This is a genomic window from Bacillus sp. V3B (genome assembly GCF_024494465.1).
Taxonomy (GTDB): Bacteria; Bacillota; Bacilli; order Bacillales; family Cytobacillaceae; genus Bacillus_BD.
The window spans coordinates 501946-520745 of the sequence record NZ_JAETXM010000001.1 but is presented as its reverse complement, the minus strand read 5'-3'; the positions used below and the strand labels follow the sequence as shown (position 1 = coordinate 520745).

Here is an 18800-nt window from a genome sequence, read left to right as displayed (position 1 = left end):
TTTTATGTAACTTTTATTATTTCATAGTTCATTTACTTTTTTTATAAAAAAAAGTATCTTCTATTTCAAATCCATATTTTGTCGCATTGAAAATTTGTTCTGTACTTCCAACAAAAAAAATACCTTGTGGATTTAATGCTTGAGAAAACTTATTATAAAGAATATCTTTTGCATCTTCAGTAAAATATATAAGTACATTTCGACAAACAATCAAATCATATGGTCCACCATACGAGTCAGCTAATAAATTATGTTTTTTAAAGGTAACCGTTCGCTTAATCTCATCTGAAATTTTATATAAGCCACCTTCTTGAGTGAAGTGTTTCTTTCTCATCTCATTCGGGACTTCTTGAAGTGACCTTTCGGGATATATTCCGAGCTTTGCTCTAGCAATCACATCTTCATCAATATCCGTTGCTACTATTCTTACATCAGAAAGAGGCATAAACATGGATAACATCATTGCCAATGTATAAGGTTCTTCCCCAGTTGAACAAGCCGCACTCCATATTTTTAGTTTTTTATTTCTTTCTAGGATTTTCGGTAGTATTCTCTTTTCTAATACCTCCCATCTCTTATAATTACGATAAAATTCAGATACGTTTATGGTTATACGATCCAAAAATCCATTCAATAGTTCTTGATTACGATTCAGCTCTTGAAAATATTCTTGGAAAGAATTATAACCTTTTTTTTCGTACAATGAGGTTAATCTTCGTTTCATTTGTGCTTCTTTATATAGAGCAAGATCAATCCCAGTTTTCGCTTTTATTTGAGTAATAAATTGTTCATAGTCGATAGACATCGCCTTACTCCTCTTTTAAAGATAATCTAAGTATAGCTGAAAACGCAGAAGTTGGAGACTATTTTGATTAAATTGAATAAAAAAAAATAAAAAATGTCTAAACTTGTCGTCTGAAACTAGCCGATTTTGCTTTTTCTATCCAGCTACAGCGTCTTAGGATCCCTGATCGAACCTCTCCCTCTCTAAAGTGAACACGTTTGCAAAAAACGACACTTGCTTAAGCAAGTGTCGTTTTTATAAATTAATTGATCCAATCATTGATTAATTTACTATACTCTACAACTTCACTTTCATTAAAGAATAATCCAATTTCACGCACAGCACTTTCTGAAGAATCTGAGCCATGGATAACATTTTTACCAACAGTAATACCAAAATCACCGCGGATGGTTCCAGGAGCTGCATCTTTCGGATTCGTTGAGCCCATCATTTGTCGTGCTGTTGCAATGACATTTTCTCCTTGCCATACCATTGCAAATACAGGACCAGACGTAATAAAATCAACAAGTTCCCCAAAAAAAGGACGTTCTTTATGTTCCCCATAATGCTCTTCAGCTAATTCTTGTGAAATACTCATCAGTTTACCACCAACAAGCTGAAAGCCCTTTTTCTCAAAACGAGAAACAATCTCTCCGATTAAATTCCGTTGTACTCCATCAGGTTTTACCATTAAAAATGTCTTTTCCATGAAATCAACTCCCGTTACAATATGTATAGTAAATATCTTTTTCAAGAATTGCGAATTTTTCCATTTCTCAAAAAAGATAATCCCAAAAAATAGTATCATTTTTTTAGAATTTTCGCAACAAATTAAAATTTCCGTTTCCCTATGTATTTCGCAATACTCTTTAATGTTGCTTTCGCTTCATTTTGTGGAAGTTGTTCTACAATCAATAAAGCCTTCTCTAAATAACGATTACTTATTTCCCTCGACCTTTCAATTGCACCTGATTGGATAATCAACCTTATTACTTTGTTCATTTCTTCTCTTGAACTATTTTCATGAACTTTGGATATCTCTTTTTTTATTTTTTCATCCTCCATAGCGAATAAAACAGGAAGAGTAATATTTCCTTGAAGTAAATCTCCACCAGATGGCTTTCCCAATTCCTTTTCCGTTCCAGTAAAGTCAAGAATATCATCAATAATTTGATAGGACATTCCGACATAATAACCAAACTGAGCAAGCTTTATATGTACATTTTTTTCTACATCAGCAGCAATAGCCCCAAGCTGACAGCTCGTCGAAATAAGAAGTGCTGTCTTTCTTTTAATTCGCCGTAAATAGTCTTTAATATTTTGATCAAATCGGTATTTATCTTTCATTTGTTCGATTTCACCAATGACCAATTCCACCATAGTATGAGCTAAAATTTTATGAGCCTCTGGTTTATTAATTTCTGTCATAAGTTCAAGAGAACGAGCAAAAATATAATCACCTGTGTACATAGCTATTCGATTATCCCATTTCGCCTTAACAGTCTGTTTTCCTCGTCGTATCTCAGCGTCATCAATGACATCATCATGGATTAAAGAAGCAGCATGGATTAATTCAAGAGAAACCGCTACTTTTTTCATCATATTTATGTCATATGTTCCAAATCTTGCCGCAAGTAGTACAAAGAGGGGACGAATTCTTTTGCCCCCTGCTTGTAATAAATGAAGCGAAGCTTCACGGAGTAAAGACGAATCAGCATAAACAGCTTCCTCTAATGCTTCTTCAACAATATCTATATCAGAATTTAAAAATGAATACATCATTTTAAATTTCATATCCGTATCCACCTTGCTATAACCCCTGCCTGCTACATGACAAGCAGAAACCTCTTTTATTTTGTATGAAGGAGAAGGTGAGGACCTACATATCATTTATTTAGTCTATCTATTAAAAGCATAAATGAATTAGATTAACTAAAATGATTAAAAAGCTAGGCTCACTCTCACACAGCCTAATCTAGTTGACTTAATGCTTTGAAATGAATAATTCCTTCATAATTAATTTTGTACCGTCAATCATTTTGTTTAAAACCAATATGAACGGCAGCCACTCCACCTGTGTATGGCTTGTATGTAACATTCTGTAAGCCAGCTTGCTCGAACATATGGGCAAGCTCCTTCATTCCTGGAAAGTTTCGTGCCGATTCTTGAAGCCATGAATATTCCTGATAGCTCTTTGCAAACAACTTTCCAAACAAAGGCATAATAAAACGAAAATAAAAATAATATAACTGCTTGTATCCAATTAAAGTAGGTTGAGATGTTTCCAGACAAACAACCTGTCCTCCTGGTTTCACAACACGATGCATCTCTTTTAAAACTTTCATAATATCAGGAACATTTCTCAAACCAAATCCGACCGTTACATAGTCAAAGGAATTGTCAGGAAACGGCAACTCCATTGCATTTCCATGAGTGAGCTTTACTTGCTTTAAGTGTTTTACTTTTTCTTCACCTATTTTAAGCATATTTTTACTAAAATCGAGTCCAACGACTTCTCCCTCAGGGCCGACTGCTTCAGCAAGAGCGATTGTCCAATCAGCTGTCCCACAACAAACATCCAGGGCTTTTGATCCTTGTTGCACATCCATCCGTTTCATGGTATCCGAACGCCAGCGAATATGTTGTTGGAAGCTAATAACCGAGTTCATCTTATCATAATTATTATAGATCTTCTCAAAGACATGATGGACCTTTTCCTCTTTTGTTTGTTGCATATGATTACCCTTCTTCCACAAATGATTTTTCTCTAGGATAATGATGCTGGATCATTTCAATCATTCGTTCCTCAAGTAAAGAATTAAACTGCTGAACCTTATTTATTTTTTTTTCCATTAAATTCTTCAGATATTCAAGATATCCTTCACAAGTTAAGATTAATTCTTTTTGGTGTAGAGCTATTTTTTCTTTTCGATAATTCGAGCAGGTTAAACGATCTATTGCATCATATACAACAGATGTTCCTGTTTGTTCATACTGTTTTTTTTCGGCAATAAGTCGTTTCGCTAGGAGAAAACTGGATAACTCTTCATTCCATTTCGTTATCCCATAATAACTCGTTAACTTTTCAATCAATGAAAATTCAACCGTTTTCAAACTATTCATGATTGCATTAAGATGACCTTGATCTTTATGATAGATAAGCACCTTATGTTCATTTATATTTTTAACACCTTCAGAGAGCATTTTAATGATCTCAATATCACCAATTTCCGCTAGTAGCTTATAGTATAGTCCACTATAATAGTCCCCAGCTAGAACGGTTAATTGTCTAATCTTCATACTAGTTTCATCCACTAGGATGTCTGTTACATGATCATGTGTATCTAATGCAACATACATGAGCATGATCGCTTTTACAATGGTATCTTTTTGGTAAGGGGAAAGTTCAAGTTGGTCTACGATTGAAATAAGAATTAGAAGCTTGTCCTCATCAATGTTCGGTGGGATTATATACTGACGTAGATAAGGATGAAAAACATAACTTTCAATTCCTGCCTTCATACCAGCTAAATTTTTTTCAAATTCATGCATTAAATCACCCTTGTTTCCCCATAATATCTTTCTTAAATCGCAAGGTAAATTCCGAATTAATTATCATGTTTTGGTTATTATCTATTCTATCTATCCATTCAAGATCATTATATAGAATAAGCAGACATCATTATACCATAAAATTCGCCCTATTAGCATCCCACAGGATAAAACTTTTATTTATCTGTATGTCCACTCTTGCTTTCGCTTTCAATATCACCGTACTCTGTTTTGATTAATGCATCTCCACGAATTTTAATGGCAGAAGTATGTTCAGTAAATTGTGCGATCAAGACTTCCCCTTTGTCCATCTTTTCAGAATGATGAAATTTAGTGTCTGTCCCTCTCGTCAATCCAATTACATGAACACCGTCTTCTTTTGCCTTAATCACTACATATTCACCAGTTGTTGCTTTAGTGTCCTTTTCCAAAGGTTTCACACCTTTCCAATAGAAACTATCATCTTAATATTTTATTAGGGAAAGTACTTCTGCACGGGAAGTAGCATCATTCAATAAAGTACCTCGAACTGCAGAAGTAATCGTTTTAGATCCAGGCTTTTTCACTCCACGCATAGTCATACACATATGTTCTGCCTCAATCACAACCATAACACCATAAGGTTCTAGTGTTTCATAAATACTATCTGCAACAGTTGAAGTAATCCTTTCCTGTAGCTGTGGTCTTTTTGCTACCGCTTCCACAGCTCGAGCAAGCTTGCTTAATCCCGTAACTCTCCCATTTCTCGGTATGTATGCCACATGGGCTTTACCAAAAAAAGGAACAAGATGATGTTCACACATAGAATAAAAAGGAATATCCTTCACTAACACTAATTCCTCATGATCTTCACCAAAAATTGTCTCAAAGTATCCCTTAGGATCTTGATTCATTCCACTAAAAACTTCTTCATACATCTTCGCGACTCTTTTGGGTGTATCGATAAGACCTTCTCGATTAGGATCTTCTCCTACTGCCTCTAATATTAAACGTACCGCTTCTTCAATTTGGGTACGATTCACCTTTGACATTGCAATTTCCTCCTAAAATCTATAGATAGCAAACATTTTATCATATCAAATAAGATCATCCTTACAACTAAACGAATGAAAATAACCCTATCCTATTTGAAATTCCTTATCCATACAACACTAAGTATTTATACTTAGTTATTCACTTTATTATATTAGCATATTTTTTGGTTCTATATTAGCTGGAAATTAATGTGGTTAGTTTGGGGGATTTATAAGCTTATCTAGGATACAAGAACAAAAGTTCTTTTTTCTAACAAAGCCATTTTGAATAAAGAACCGCGAATTCTCGCGGTTCTTTAAAAGCACTTTATGTAATTATTTTACTGCATCTTTAAGCGCTTTACCTGGTTTAAATGCAGGAACTTTGCTTGCAGCAATTTCAATTTCTTCACCAGTTTGAGGATTACGTCCTTTACGAGCAGCTCGCTCACGCACCTCAAAGTTTCCAAAACCGATAAGTTGTACTTTATCTCCATCTTTTAATGCATTTAAGATAGAATCAAATACGGCATCAACTGCTTTAGTAGCATCTTTTTTTGAAAGCTCGCTTGCTTCAGCAACTGCGTTAATAAGTTCTGTTTTGTTCATGCCTGTCACCTCCTCCCAAGAGATCCCTTTACTTTCTAGACAGATTTCTTGCTTCTTACCTTCATTTGTAAACAAAATATGTTCATTCTATACATCGTTGCCTGTTTTTCTATAACAAGCACTATATTAAATCAAAGAATAAAATATTTCAACTGTTTTTTGCAAAAAATCCTTTATTCATAAGGGTTAGAGCATTAATAATACTAATTCTGATAAAAGGTTAACATAATCAAATACTGTATGCAAGGAAATTCCTTTCATAAATCCTTATATATAAAAAAAGAACTCTCAATAAAGAGAGTCCTTATAAAATAATAGCAATTAACCCGCCTGAGCCTTCATTAATAATACGTTCAAGTGTTTCCTTTAATTTATAACGAGCATTTTCAGGCATTAACGATAGCTTCGCTTGAATGCCTTCTCGTACAATGGAACTTAAACTTCTACCAAAAATATCAGAACTCCAAATGGATAATGGATCATCCTCAAAATCTTGCATTAAATAACGAACGAGCTCTTCACTTTGTTTTTCAGTACCGATAATAGGAGCAAACTCACTTTCAACATCCACCTTGATCATATGAATGGAAGGAGCCACCGCCTTCAAACGAACCCCAAAACGAGACCCTTGACGAATAATTTCTGGTTCATCAAGACTCATATCTGCAAGAGATGGAGCCGCAATTCCGTAGCCGGTTTGTTTAACCATCTTAAGTGCATCAGAGACTTGATCATATTCTGTTTTTGCGTGGGCAAAATCCTGCATTAGCTCAAGCAAATGATCTTTCCCACGAATCTCCACCCCAACGATTTCCTTTAAAATTTCATCATATAAATCATCTGGTGCGAAAAGATCGATTTCAGCTACTCCTTGCCCCATATCAATTCCTGCCAAACCCGCTTTGTCGATAAATTCAAACTCACCAAAATGGTGAACAACTCGATCTACATCACGAAGGCGTTTAATATCCTTTACTGTTTCCTTAACCGCTTCCTGATAACTCTCACGAAGCCAATGACTTTCACGAAGAACCATCACCCAACTTGGCAGATTGACGTTCACTTCAAGTACTGGGAATTCATATAAAGCTTCTCGCATGACGCTTAGCACGTCAGATTCTTTCATTCCTTCCACACTCATGGCTAGTACGGGGATATCATACTTTTCAGAAAGCTCATTACGTAATGATTCAGTATTAGGATGATGTGGTTGCACACTATTTACAATCATAATAAATGGCTTACCCACTTCTTTTAATTCATTGATCACTCGTTCTTCTGCTTCTAAATAGTTACCTCGTGGAATCTCGCCAATGGAGCCATCTGTTGTAATGACAACACCAATGGTGGAATGTTCTTGAATGACTTTTCTGGTTCCAATTTCTGCCGCTTCATGGAATGGGATTGGCTCCTCATACCATGGAGTTGTGATCATACGTGGACCGTTCTCATCCTCATATCCCATAGCACCCGGCACTGTATATCCAACACAATCAACTAAGCGAATGTTGACGTCTAACCCTTCCGCAACATGAATAGTTGCAGCTTGGTTTGGAACAAATTTCGGTTCAGTCGTCATGATGGTTTTTCCAGCTGCACTTTGAGGTAACTCATCTTGGGTACGAGCCCGTTCGGCTTCATTATTCATATTTGGTAAAACAACTAATTCCATAAACTTTTTAATAAAAGTGGATTTACCAGTTCGAACTGCTCCAACCACTCCGAAATATATATCACCGCCGGTTCTCTCGGCAATATCTTTAAAAATATCTACCTTTTCCAAGTGATCCCCTCCCGAATACCTGAGTTAGTGGCTAGCTATTATCCTACCAATTATGTCTTAACACTATATATTTATGATGTTGTCCTACATCATTATGACAGTTTTATATATTTTTACCCTCCTTGCAGGAAGAGCTACTAGTCTTCCTTTCCACTTATTGATACATTTCTTCTTAAGAAAACAAGTTCTGCTATTACATAGCACAGCAATAATGATCGTATTCATCTGTGAAATATATCAGGATACTAGCATTGGTTTATAAGAATCGAGGGAACAAAAAAATCCCTTCTCCTACAATATATTTTGTAAAAGAAGGGTTATGACTATTTCATTAAAAAGATGGGTTCATTTGTACTTTCATCAATTGTATAAGGCAACGAGTATGCAGGGACAAATGGCGAATCCTTCAGTAATATAGCTCTAATATCTTCTCCAGTTTGATAATGATGCTCCCCTTTTCTCATTGCTTCATATAAATCATTTCGATAATCAACAAAAACTTCTGCATTTCCATTTATAACAAACGAAAGATTTTGTTGTGTATAAGGACTAACCACATAAGGGGGCTCCTTATACCCTAGCTTTTCAAAATTAAGCGTATACACATTTTCAGCTACTTTCTCTTTAAACGGAGGATAGCCCTGCATTTTAATTCGCAAGTTAATTTCGCCGAGCATATCTGCTATTCGAAGGTCAAAAATTTTGACGGTTGGGTCTTTTTCAGCATTCACAATAACATACTGAAACACCCCACCACTTTCAAACGAATTTCCCGGTGGTTCAGCCAAATATTCAGGAACAATTCGTTTAAAGTCAATCAAATATTTTTGATAAATAGGGGTTGTCTCCTCCGAAGTTTTAATCGGGAGGATACCACCTTTATCCTCTTGAAACTGTGTGACCGCTGCTTGTACTGATTGTATTTGATCTTGATATGGGATTTCATTTTGTACCAATTTATCCTCTGGATACATACAACCGGTTAAAAAAAACACTAGCAATGGAAATAATAACAGTACTGACAATCCTTTTTTCATCCTATCAACCCTTTGAGTCTATGAAATTACTATTCATTTGATGGTCCACTAAACACAACTAAAACCATAATCAAACCCGATACGAGCAATAATAGGTAAGCCGTGAAAGCAGACATAGCTTTTAATATCCCTTGTTTTAATTTAAAGCGACTTAGAAAAATTAATACGATCGAAATAAACATAAATCCCATTGAAGCAAGAGAAATCCACATTTTCATTAATGCAGGTGACATCTTATCCACTCCTTTATTCGAGAAATATTATATCACAAGAAGAAATCATTTTTGTACATTTTAGTCTTTTCTGTTAATTTTAAAAACAGATATCTCTATTTTCAACTCCATAAAAAAAGGACCAGAATAAAGAACAGAAACAAGTTCTTTATTCTGGTCTATGAGCGACTAAATAACCCATATTCCCTGTTCAATACACTAGTTTGCTCGCTTGCAGTTTATGCAAATATATATAAAACGTATCGTCAAATGCCTATTTTGAAAAAAATATTTAATCCTCTATTAATTGATCAACAAGCACATTTGATAAATCTTCCATTTCATGCGTTTTGCCCCTTGCCATTAATGCATCAACCGTATCTTTTGGATTAACATGATTAAATAACAGATCATAAAGAGCGTTTGTGATGGGCATTTTCACATTATACTTTTGGGCTAATTGCCATGCCGCTTTCGTCGTTCGTACACCTTCCACAACCATCCCCATATTTTCTAATACTTCCTGCAGATTTTTCCCTTTACCAAGCAGATTTCCTGCACGCCAGTTACGGGAATGTACACTTGTACAAGTGACAATTAAATCTCCTATTCCTGTAAGACCAGAAAAAGTTAGCGGACTTGCCCCCATTTTCATTCCGAGCCGAGATATTTCCGCAAGACCTCTCGTCATTAAAGCTGCCTTCGCATTGTCCCCATAACCAAGACCGTCAGAAATACCTGCAGCAAGAGCAATAATATTTTTTAATGCACCACCTATTTCAACCCCAACAATATCTGGATTCGTATAAACACGAAAATTTTGGTTAATAAATAAGTCTTGAATTTTCATTGCCGCTTCCATTCTCTTAGATGAAACCGTAACAGTGGTTGGTTGTCGTAAACTTACTTCCTCCGCATGACTTGGACCAGACAGGACCACAATGCTTTCAATCAATTCTGATGACATTTCTTCTTCAATCATTTCGGAAATCCGTAATAAAGTATTGGGTTCAATTCCCTTACTTACATGAACGATCATCAACGGTTCTTTCTGAAACGCGTTTATTTTCCCTACTACTTCACGGATCGCTTTTGTTGGAACAGCAAGAATCATTATTTGAATACCCGTAAGTGCCTCTTCCAAAGAAGAGTATCCAATAATGGAATCCTGTAAAGTAATATTGGGAAGATATTTTGTATTGGTATGATGTGTATTGATTTCATTCATTTGTTCGGAATTATGTCCCCATAACCGTACCTCATGCCCGTTATCAGCAAGGACGGTGGCCAAAGCAGTTCCCCAACTACCAGCCCCGACTATAGCAACCTTTTCATGTTTTTGTTGCATATATACTCACAACCTTTTGTTCATTTTACTTTCTTTCTCGAGGATAGATTTTGATTGGTGTACCTTCAAATCCAAATGCATCCCTGATTCTATTTTCTAAGAACCTTTCATATGAAAAGTGAAGTAATTCAGGTTCATTCACAAATACAACAAATGTTGGTGGCTTGACTGCAACCTGGGTCGTATAATAAATCTTTAACCGTCTTCCTTTATCTGTCGGCGTCGGATTCATCGCAACGGCATCCATAATTACGTCATTAAGAACACTTGTCTCTACCCTCCGAGCATGATTTTCACTTGCCATATCAATCATTGGCATTAACGTATGAATTCTCTTTTTTGTGATAGCTGATAAAAAGACAATCGGTGCATAATCAAGGAATAGAAAGTGATCGCGAATTTTTTGTTCAAAGGTCTTCATCGTCTTATCATCTTTTTCAACAGCGTCCCATTTATTCACAACAATAACAACAGCTCGTCCAGCCTCATGAGCATAGCCTGCAATCTTTTTATCCTGCTCGATAATGCCTTCTTCAGCATTAATCACAACTAACACAACATTGGAGCGTTCAATCGCACGCAAGGCTCTTAATACGCTGTATTTTTCAGTTGTTTCATATACTTTTCCTTTTTTTCTCATTCCTGCAGTATCGATGATGACATATTTTTGTTCATTATACGTTAACTGGGAGTCAATGGCATCACGAGTTGTCCCAGAAATGTCGCTAACAATAACTCGATCCTCACCAAGGATTGCATTAACAAGCGAAGACTTTCCAACGTTTGGACGGCCAATTAATGAAAAACAAATAACATCATCATCATAGCCTTTTGCTCCTCCTTTAGGAAAGTGTTTCGCCGCTTCATCCAGCAAATCTCCTAACCCTAATCCATGTGAACCTGAAATCGGAAACGGGTCACCAAATCCAAGCGAGTAAAAGTCATAAATTTGTTCCCTCATTTCTGGGTTATCAATTTTATTAACGGCCAATACAACTGGTTTTTTCGCTTTAAACAAGATTTTTGCAACTTCTTCATCTGCTGAAGTTACTCCTTCTCTTCCATTCACCAAAAAAATAATAACATCGGCTTCATCAATTGCAATTTCTGCTTGTTGACGAATTTGCTCCAAAAATGGTTCATCACCAATATCAATTCCACCTGTATCTATTATATTAAAATCATGAGTTAACCACTCACCAGAACTATAAATTCTGTCCCTTGTCACACCAGGAATATCTTCTACGATTGATATCCGCTCACCAACAATTCGATTGAAAATAGTTGATTTCCCAACATTCGGACGTCCTACAATGGCAATAACCGGTTTTACCATAAACATCATCCTCCTCTATATGTTCAAACCATCATTTTATGTATAATTTTCTATAGTAGTAAGAAACCTTGATTACTTTCTAACTAAAAAACTTATACTTTCTTCCTATTATAAGAAAACCCTTCATTTACTTAGAAGGGCCTAACTTAACTATTTTATCAGAGGGTAAACTTAATATCAATGCTTCACAATAATATACACCTCATCTGTAATTGCATGAGCAATTCCATCAAGAATGGCTTCTAAATTAGTAGCATAAACATCCATTTGATTTTTATCTTCGCATACAAAGACAGTCGCACCACTTGGAACTCTCGCTGGATTGGTTGTAATCACCGCAAGGATATATTTTTCGACTATCATTCATTATGACTTCCTTCCGTTTCTTTTTTTCTCTCGCTTGGCATGCGAATGGCATTTTCCAATGTAGGAACCGCACCAATTACCTCGATAGCTCTTTGTGGATCCTTTTCCTGCGGCAATACGAATATCGCTACCCTTCCGTCCTCTAAATCACGCTTTGCAAGCGGAACCAGAGCTGGTGTTCCCGAATCCCTATACACCCCCATTGCTGTGGATACATCATGTAGGATGGCCTGTCTTTGCCCTAGATTCGCAATCGTTGAGCGTATATTGAAATTTTTAGGTTTTAAAATGAAGCCCATTCCATAACGAAGGACCTCCTCTTGCCGTTCTGGGATCCCTATATTCATGATATAGATAGTACCAACATATAGCCCTGCCCCATCAAAATGTGGCTTAACATACTCAATATCGACAATTTCTTTTACCTGGCCACCAGCCATTAACTTCTTGGAGATCAGAAGACAGAGAATAGCAACGATTAAACCAACCCAAACATTAAATAATAAATAGAAAAGGGTTGTACATAAAGAAGTGAAGATCACTAAATAATTACGACTTTCAAAAGCAATTGCAATTCCTTCAATATACGTCTTACCTCGGGATACCATTTCATAAGAGTCTAGCTCGGTCAGTGTATTGCGTTCCATATTACGAACCTCTCTAAACTGTGACGCAGCCAACGTTAAAAAAGTAATAGCAGTAAAATCCTCCTCCATAATAGATGGTACAGCTACCGCACCAAGTCCAGCTGCAATAAACCCAAGTGCAATATGAATAATTTTCCCGTGTAAATATGTCGGATACTGTCGGTAATCTGTTCGGAGCATATAGATTCTAGATAATGTTCCCACGATGACCCCCAATAGAATGGGATAAGTATATTCATTCATGTTAATTTTTGTTTCTCCTTTTCTATAGAGTACAAATACTTTTCAAAATACCTAGCCATCCATTCAAACCCGTTCCAAGCAACCAAAAAGGCCGATGCCCCTGCCACAGCATCAAGTGAATAGAGAGTAGCTACAGGATTTGAAAATGAATACTTCATTAAAATAAGGCTATAAAACAGTTCTCCTTGAATCATGCCCAGCAACATAATTAGTATCCTTTGTTTTTTGTCAGATTGCAGAAGTACCACAATAATAGTAACCAAAATAGCTAGCAGCCATTCCCTTTCAATCCAAACCCAAATAGGATCAAATAATTCAAAAAGGAGAAAGCAAACAGTTGTCAACATGAGAATGAAAGAACTGAGAAAAAAATATAATAACTTTTTTATTTGTAATGTAGCTGCATATAGGTACATGGTTAAAATGATAAATAAACCTGCCGCACTCATTTCAAACACCACTACATTTAATGTAGTGGTTGATAATAGGATAACCACTAGAATCCATGCAGAAACAATTAATCGCTCAGGATGAGTTTTTGGATAAAAAAAAGTTGTCACAATCCATCCTAGCCAAAAAAACCAATAAAATAATAATCCATCCACCCTTTTGGCACCTCCTATCCTTCCCATTATGGCTAAAGTTCATGTAATTTAATCGTTACTAGATTCAATTTCCTAAAATCTCATGTACAACATGCATAATCTTGGATACATGTATCATGTTAAAGAATGGAGGTGATAGAAATGGGAAAAGATCGCCAAGAAGAAAAACTGACTAAGAGTAAAAGAGTCGAGTCTGACAGAGACCAGGCCCTTCATTATCCAGGAGCCACTAAATTACAAAGCCCTGAAGAAGCAAGAGGATTAAACGACGGAAAATAGTACACAAAAAAGCTCCCAAATTGGGAGCTTTATTCACACATTTTTCTTTGACTATATTGTTTCGTATCAATATTTCGTTCGTGTAGCCAGTGATGCGTCTTACCATTTAAAACAAGTGGTACCTGCTGTAGTTCACTAATCGTTCGTGCCCCAAGCGCAGTCATAATAATCGATAGTTCCTCATGTATAAGAGCAACTTCTGCCATTAATTCCTCGATCCCATTCTTGACAAGAACTTTCAAAAAATATCCAGCAATACCAACCGCATTCGCTCCGAGCGCAATTGATTTTGCAATTTCGAGGCTCGTTTGGATCCCTCCTGAACTAATTACATCCATCCTGCAACCACTATTTTTTGCTTCTATGATGGAGGCTGCTGTAGGAATTCCCCAGTCATTGAAAAACTGAAGCAAACGATTACGACGTTCATTTTCAATTTTAGCGAAATTTGTTCCACCATATCCGCCTATATCAACTACATTTACACCAATCGAATAGAGCTGACTGACGACGTCTTTACTCATACCAAAGCCAACTTCTTTAACAATAACAGGCTGATCTATTCCATTGACGATTGCTTGTATTCGCTTAAGAGCATCAGAAAAATCCCGATCTCCTTCAGGCATTGTAAGCTCTTGTATAACATTTAAATGGATTTGCAGTGCATTTGCCTCTAGCATGTCTACCGCTTTTTTTGCCTCTTCAACGGTCGCCTCACTTCCCAGATTACCAATGACAATGCCAGTCGGATTTTCCTTTCTAACAATATGATATGTATTTTCTTCTTCCATATTTTTCAATGCAGACATTTGTGAACCCACCGCTATTGCCATTCCAAATTCCTTTGCCACTCTTGCCAAATCTCGGTTAATATGGAGTGTTTTTTCCCCACCTCCGCCTGTCATTGCATTAATAAAAATTGGCGAACTTAAAAAAAGTTCGCCAATTTTTGTATCTAATGTAACATGACTTAAACCAATATTAGGTAAACTTTGATGTACAAATACAATGTCATCCAAACCAGTCAATCTTTCCTGTCCTTTTGCTAAGGCAAACTGTATATGATCCCATTTCCTTTTTGATCTAGTCACGATATATCACCATTATTTTTTCAGATTCTTCAATTGTTCACCAATCATTTCACCCAACTGAAAACCTTTCGATTCTTCTGGGAGTTCGTAATTGGTCACTTCTGCTACATTTTCTTCTAATTCCTTCATGCTTAAGGAAAGACGCTGATCCTTCTCATTTACTTCAAGAACTTTCACCTTAATTTGTTCCCCTTCACTTAACACTTCATGTGGAGTGCCAATATGCTTATGAGAAATTTGTGAAATATGAACAAGCCCTTCAACCCCAGGGAATACTTCCACGAAGGCACCGTATGAGACGATTCGCTTCACTTCACCTTCTAGGGTTGCTCCTTTTGGTGCTTTTTCAGTAATATTTGTCCATGGTCCAGGCAATGTTTCTTTAATAGACAAAGAAATACGCTCATTATCTTGGTCCACACTTAATACTTTTACTTGTACCTTCTGACCTTCTTCAACGACATCAGATGGTTTTTCAATATGTTGATACGATAATTGTGAAATATGAACAAGTCCATCAATTCCACCGATATCGACAAAAGCACCAAAATCAGTGATTCTTTGTACCGTTCCTTCTAAAATTTGCCCCGCTTGTAATGAAGCTAGAAGTTCATGCCTTTGTTTTCCCTTTTCTTCTTCTAAAACAGCACGATGAGAAAGGATGATACGATTCTTTTCTTTATCAAGCTCAACAATCTTAAATGTTAATGTTTTGCCTTTATAATCAGAAAAATCTTCAACAAAATGTGATTCAACTAAAGAAGCAGGTACGAAACCACGAACACCTAGATCAACCACAAGTCCACCTTTTACAACGTCTTTAATTTCGGCTTCAAATGTTTCGTGTTTTTCAAACTTTTCCACAAGTTGATCCCAAGCTTTCTCAGCGTCTACTTTACGTTTTGATAAAACCAACGCCTCTTCTTCTACCTTCAAAACTTGAAGATCAAGAGTATCACCTTCAGCAACTACGTCACTTGCTTTTTCAATATGAAGACTTGATAATTCACTGATCGGAATAATTCCGTCAAGCTTACTTTCAGCAATCTCTACAACCACTTGTTTTTCTTCCACTTTTGTAACGACACCTTTAACAGTATCTCCAACCTCAAAATTTTTCACTTCAACTTGATTCATTTCTTCTGACATATGTATTCCTCCTTATCCACAAACTCGCTTTAGAATATAGTCATTCACTGGTATTTTTTATCTTGAATGACGCACAAAAAAACTACTGAAAGAATTTTCAAAATAAATCCCCTTTTTAATAAGTTCTTATAAATAGCTCCTTTTGTCAAGCGAGACGATTTATTTATGAGCTGTGATGAGACGTTGAATTTCACTCATAATTAATTCAGTCGTTTCTTCTGGAGTGGCTTTATTTTTACGATATTCCTCCATATTGATGGGTTTTCCGTACACCACTTTCAATCTTTTAAAAGGCTTATACGGCCCTATAATGGCACAAGGAACAACATGGGCTTTCGATCGAAGCGCAAAAAAACCTGCTCCAGCGAGACCCTCACCTATCTCTCCTGTTTTACTCCTTGTCCCTTCCGGAAATAATCCTAATACCTTTTCTTCTTTCAAAACGGCTAACCCTTTTCTTAATGCTCCGCGATCACTCATTCCTCTTTTAACAGGAAAAGCATTTATATGAGGTAGAATTTTTCCTAGTATAGGAACTGAGAAAAGTTCTTCTTTTGCCATAAAATGAATCGGCCTTGGTGCCGTAATCCCAACAACTTCTGGATCAAAGTTATGAATATGATTGGCGCAAAGCAAAACGCCTCCTTCACTAGGGACATTCTCTCTGCCAATGACCTTAAATTGATAAATGGGGGATAGGGCAACGTTAACGAGCGCGCGCCCCAAGGGATACAAGTTCAATGTGACTCCACCCTTTCTGTTACCAACTCCATAATGACTTCAACGACTTGCATAATCTCTAAAGAAGTCGTATCAAGTTCAATAGCATCATCCGCTTTCTTCAGAGGAGCTACTTCTCTTTCAGAATCAAGCTTGTCCCGCAGAGCAATTTCTTCTTTAAGTTTCTTTAAATCTGATTGAAAACCCTTTTTAAGATTCTCTATATGACGTCTATTAGCTCGTTCTTCTACAGATGCTAGTAAAAACACCTTTACCTCTGCATTTGGTAACACGTACGTACCAATATCACGTCCATCCATAACAACACCCCCACCAACGGAAAGAGTCTGCTGTCTTTTTACCATCTCCTGTCTAACAAGTGGATGGCGAGCAACGATGGAGACAGAATTGGTTACTTCAGTCGTTCGAATTTCATTCGTAACATTTTTTCCATCTAAAAGAATGATTTGTCCTCCCTGTTCTGGGAAAAGTTCTATCTTTGTACGTCCCAAAAGATCATTTAGTTCAAATTCATTCTCGAGATCAACTTGGTGGAGAATCGCTTTATATGTAAAAGCTCGATACATAGCTCCAGTATCAATGTAAATGTACGAAAGGTTTTCTGCCACTATTTTTGCAACTGTACTTTTTCCTGCAGCTGCAGGGCCATCAATGGCTATCGATATTTTTTCTTTCATATTTCCTCCTGATTGTTCACTGTTGTTCCTTTAAAAAAGTCGAAGTTTCTTCTTTCTTTTTAAAGGTTCCATTAACTTCCCTATTACCTATTCTATTTTAACATAAGGATAAAATACGTGTTACTGACCTAGCTTTCAAATTTAATTTATTTAAAGTCTTCTATTAAATCTCGATATAAATAGCGGAATATTTCTATCCTAAAATGGCACTAAAAAACACTCATTTTGACGTATATATCACAATTTGACCTAGATAAATAAAAAAGCACGGTGAGTCACCCTGCTTTTTTATTTATCGGAAAAAGTCTCCAACACTTCGGTTAAATTATTTTCTGATACACCTTCGTACTGTGTAATTTGTTGTAATTCAGGAAATGAATTCCATTTATGGAAAAACAATTGTGTGAATAGCAAAATGATAAACTGAATCATTATTACTTTTAATAGTACTCTTTCAACTATTTTCATTTTATTTAACCCCTATACAATATATATATTGCTATTATGGGGTCTATATAAAGCTATTATTCATTAAACGCAAAACCTTTTTTCTTCATTGCTATTTGTCTGTCGAATGAAAAATGAAGAAGTAATTGTCGTTGTTGTGGCGTTACATCAATGAAACGTAGAGAAAACTGAGTTTGACCAGTTTCCTTCTTTTCCATTAATCTAATGACCTCACTCGTTAATTTCAAATAATGATATTCTCCATTTTGAAGCGGTAGAACAAATACCGTTCTGATTTTCGATCCTTGTTTGAGATCGCATTGTTTGTTCATATTTACTAAAGAACCACCTGCACTAATATCTTCAGTTATCGTGGTAAAGGGTTCAAATTCATGATTCATTGGATGTATCGCCACATCAACAGCTGTCTCTACTCGAACAAATTGACGGCGTTGAATTTTCATCAGATACTCATCACCTGGATAAATGAGTTTCATCATAGGAATCTCCTGCATTAATCTACCTAATATTTCTGTTTCAAAAAGATAAACCGATGTACCTTCAACAAAGGATACTTTCAATTGGGTTCCATCTACAAGAAACATTGTCCGGTTTGTTTTTATATGAATCGGATAATCAATAAACAGGGTATTACCTTTTCTCTCAACTAACCGACATTTGTATTGATCTGTTCGATGAGTATGTTTTAGTTCTAATATCAGATTTTGCCCAATCGTTAACATAACATCACACTTTCCTTCGCTTCAAACACTTCTACAATATGTAAATTATGCCATGTACCCCTATAGATATGCAAGAAAAGTTTTGGCTAACTATTTATTAGACATAGAAGACAAAACTCCAAAAAAATCTGCGTGATC

Annotated in this window: 23 protein-coding genes; 1 reads left to right on the top strand and 22 read right to left on the bottom strand. The window is 36.1% G+C overall.

Features of this window, described 5'->3' with window-relative positions:
• Positions 1-28: 28 nt before the first annotated feature.
• The 16 genes from JMM81_RS02670 to JMM81_RS02595 all read right to left on the bottom strand — a co-directional run bounded on the left by JMM81_RS02670 (position 29) and on the right by JMM81_RS02595 (position 13535).
• Entirely contained in the window at positions 29-805 is a 777-nt protein-coding gene (locus JMM81_RS02670; protein WP_305367674.1) for a CheR family methyltransferase, read from the bottom strand.
• 241 nt (positions 806-1046) lie between these two features.
• A complete protein-coding gene (gene ndk / locus JMM81_RS02665) occupies positions 1047-1493 on the bottom strand; it encodes a nucleoside-diphosphate kinase (protein WP_256239948.1) in 447 nt (148 codons plus the stop codon).
• 122 nt (positions 1494-1615) lie between these two features.
• A complete protein-coding gene (gene hepT / locus JMM81_RS02660; protein ID WP_256239947.1) occupies positions 1616-2578 on the bottom strand; it encodes a heptaprenyl diphosphate synthase component II in 963 nt (320 codons plus the stop codon).
• 236 nt (positions 2579-2814) lie between these two features.
• Positions 2815-3519 carry a demethylmenaquinone methyltransferase gene (locus tag JMM81_RS02655; protein WP_256239946.1) on the bottom strand — a complete coding sequence of 235 codons (705 nt, stop codon included), beginning with the start codon at positions 3517-3519 and terminating at the stop codon, positions 2815-2817.
• 4 nt (positions 3520-3523) lie between these two features.
• Positions 3524-4336, bottom strand: coding sequence for a heptaprenyl diphosphate synthase component 1 (locus tag JMM81_RS02650; protein WP_256239945.1), 813 nt, complete (start codon positions 4334-4336; stop codon positions 3524-3526).
• Between the two features lie 176 nt (positions 4337-4512).
• Complete coding sequence (gene mtrB, locus JMM81_RS02645; RefSeq protein WP_256239944.1) at positions 4513-4767, bottom strand: trp RNA-binding attenuation protein MtrB; 255 nt, start codon at positions 4765-4767, stop codon at positions 4513-4515.
• Positions 4768-4800: 33 nt separating this feature from the next.
• Positions 4801-5367, bottom strand: a complete 567-nt coding sequence (gene folE / locus JMM81_RS02640) for a GTP cyclohydrolase I FolE (RefSeq protein WP_256239943.1) — start codon at positions 5365-5367, stop codon at positions 4801-4803.
• Positions 5368-5685: 318 nt separating this feature from the next.
• Complete coding sequence (locus JMM81_RS02635; protein ID WP_256239942.1) at positions 5686-5958, bottom strand: HU family DNA-binding protein; 273 nt, start codon at positions 5956-5958, stop codon at positions 5686-5688.
• A 304-nt stretch (positions 5959-6262) separates the two neighbouring features.
• Positions 6263-7741 (bottom strand): stage IV sporulation protein A, encoded by a 1479-nt coding sequence (spoIVA, locus tag JMM81_RS02630; RefSeq protein WP_256239941.1) that lies wholly within the window; start codon positions 7739-7741, stop codon positions 6263-6265.
• 323 nt (positions 7742-8064) lie between these two features.
• A complete protein-coding gene (locus JMM81_RS02625) occupies positions 8065-8778 on the bottom strand; it encodes a hypothetical protein (protein ID WP_256239940.1) in 714 nt (237 codons plus the stop codon).
• A gap of 29 nt (positions 8779-8807) precedes the next feature.
• Positions 8808-9011 carry a DUF2768 domain-containing protein gene (locus JMM81_RS02620; protein WP_256239939.1) on the bottom strand — a complete coding sequence of 68 codons (204 nt, stop codon included), beginning with the start codon at positions 9009-9011 and terminating at the stop codon, positions 8808-8810.
• A 271-nt stretch (positions 9012-9282) separates the two neighbouring features.
• Positions 9283-10338 carry an NAD(P)H-dependent glycerol-3-phosphate dehydrogenase gene (locus JMM81_RS02615; RefSeq protein ID WP_256239938.1) on the bottom strand — a complete coding sequence of 352 codons (1056 nt, stop codon included), beginning with the start codon at positions 10336-10338 and terminating at the stop codon, positions 9283-9285.
• Positions 10339-10363: 25 nt separating this feature from the next.
• Positions 10364-11674 carry a ribosome biogenesis GTPase Der gene (gene der / locus JMM81_RS02610; protein ID WP_256239937.1) on the bottom strand — a complete coding sequence of 437 codons (1311 nt, stop codon included), beginning with the start codon at positions 11672-11674 and terminating at the stop codon, positions 10364-10366.
• Positions 11675-11851: 177 nt separating this feature from the next.
• Positions 11852-12037 carry a capping complex subunit for YIEGIA gene (locus JMM81_RS02605; RefSeq protein ID WP_256239936.1) on the bottom strand — a complete coding sequence of 62 codons (186 nt, stop codon included), beginning with the start codon at positions 12035-12037 and terminating at the stop codon, positions 11852-11854.
• Complete coding sequence (locus JMM81_RS02600; RefSeq protein ID WP_256239935.1) at positions 12034-12930, bottom strand: YIEGIA family protein; 897 nt, start codon at positions 12928-12930, stop codon at positions 12034-12036. The genes JMM81_RS02605 and JMM81_RS02600 overlap by 4 nt, the downstream gene beginning before the upstream one ends.
• Positions 12927-13535 (bottom strand): YphA family membrane protein, encoded by a 609-nt coding sequence (locus JMM81_RS02595; RefSeq protein WP_256239934.1) that lies wholly within the window; start codon positions 13533-13535, stop codon positions 12927-12929. Before JMM81_RS02595 ends, JMM81_RS02600 begins: the two co-directional genes overlap by 4 nt.
• A gap of 141 nt (positions 13536-13676) precedes the next feature.
• Between JMM81_RS02595 and JMM81_RS02590 the strand changes: the two genes are divergently transcribed.
• Positions 13677-13814, top strand: coding sequence for a YpzI family protein (locus JMM81_RS02590; RefSeq protein WP_256239933.1), 138 nt, complete (start codon positions 13677-13679; stop codon positions 13812-13814).
• A gap of 29 nt (positions 13815-13843) precedes the next feature.
• Here the strand turns inward: JMM81_RS02590 and fni are convergent, their stop codons facing one another.
• The 6 genes from fni to JMM81_RS02560 form a co-directional block, all read right to left on the bottom strand.
• Positions 13844-14905: a type 2 isopentenyl-diphosphate Delta-isomerase gene (gene fni, locus JMM81_RS02585; RefSeq protein ID WP_256239932.1), complete on the bottom strand. Its 1062-nt coding sequence runs from the start codon at positions 14903-14905 to the stop codon at positions 13844-13846.
• A 12-nt stretch (positions 14906-14917) separates the two neighbouring features.
• The gene (rpsA, locus tag JMM81_RS02580; RefSeq protein ID WP_256239931.1) at positions 14918-16054 is read right to left on the bottom strand and encodes a 30S ribosomal protein S1; all 1137 of its coding nucleotides are present in this window, start codon (positions 16052-16054) and stop codon (positions 14918-14920) included.
• Between the two features lie 159 nt (positions 16055-16213).
• The gene (locus tag JMM81_RS02575; protein WP_256239930.1) at positions 16214-16795 is read right to left on the bottom strand and encodes a lysophospholipid acyltransferase family protein; all 582 of its coding nucleotides are present in this window, start codon (positions 16793-16795) and stop codon (positions 16214-16216) included.
• Positions 16792-17472 (bottom strand): (d)CMP kinase, encoded by a 681-nt coding sequence (gene cmk / locus JMM81_RS02570; protein ID WP_256239929.1) that lies wholly within the window; start codon positions 17470-17472, stop codon positions 16792-16794. Before cmk ends, JMM81_RS02575 begins: the two co-directional genes overlap by 4 nt.
• A gap of 288 nt (positions 17473-17760) precedes the next feature.
• Entirely contained in the window at positions 17761-17940 is a 180-nt protein-coding gene (locus tag JMM81_RS02565; protein WP_256239928.1) for a YpfB family protein, read from the bottom strand.
• A gap of 56 nt (positions 17941-17996) precedes the next feature.
• Complete coding sequence (locus JMM81_RS02560; protein ID WP_256239927.1) at positions 17997-18662, bottom strand: flagellar brake protein; 666 nt, start codon at positions 18660-18662, stop codon at positions 17997-17999.
• Positions 18663-18800 lie beyond the last annotated feature (138 nt).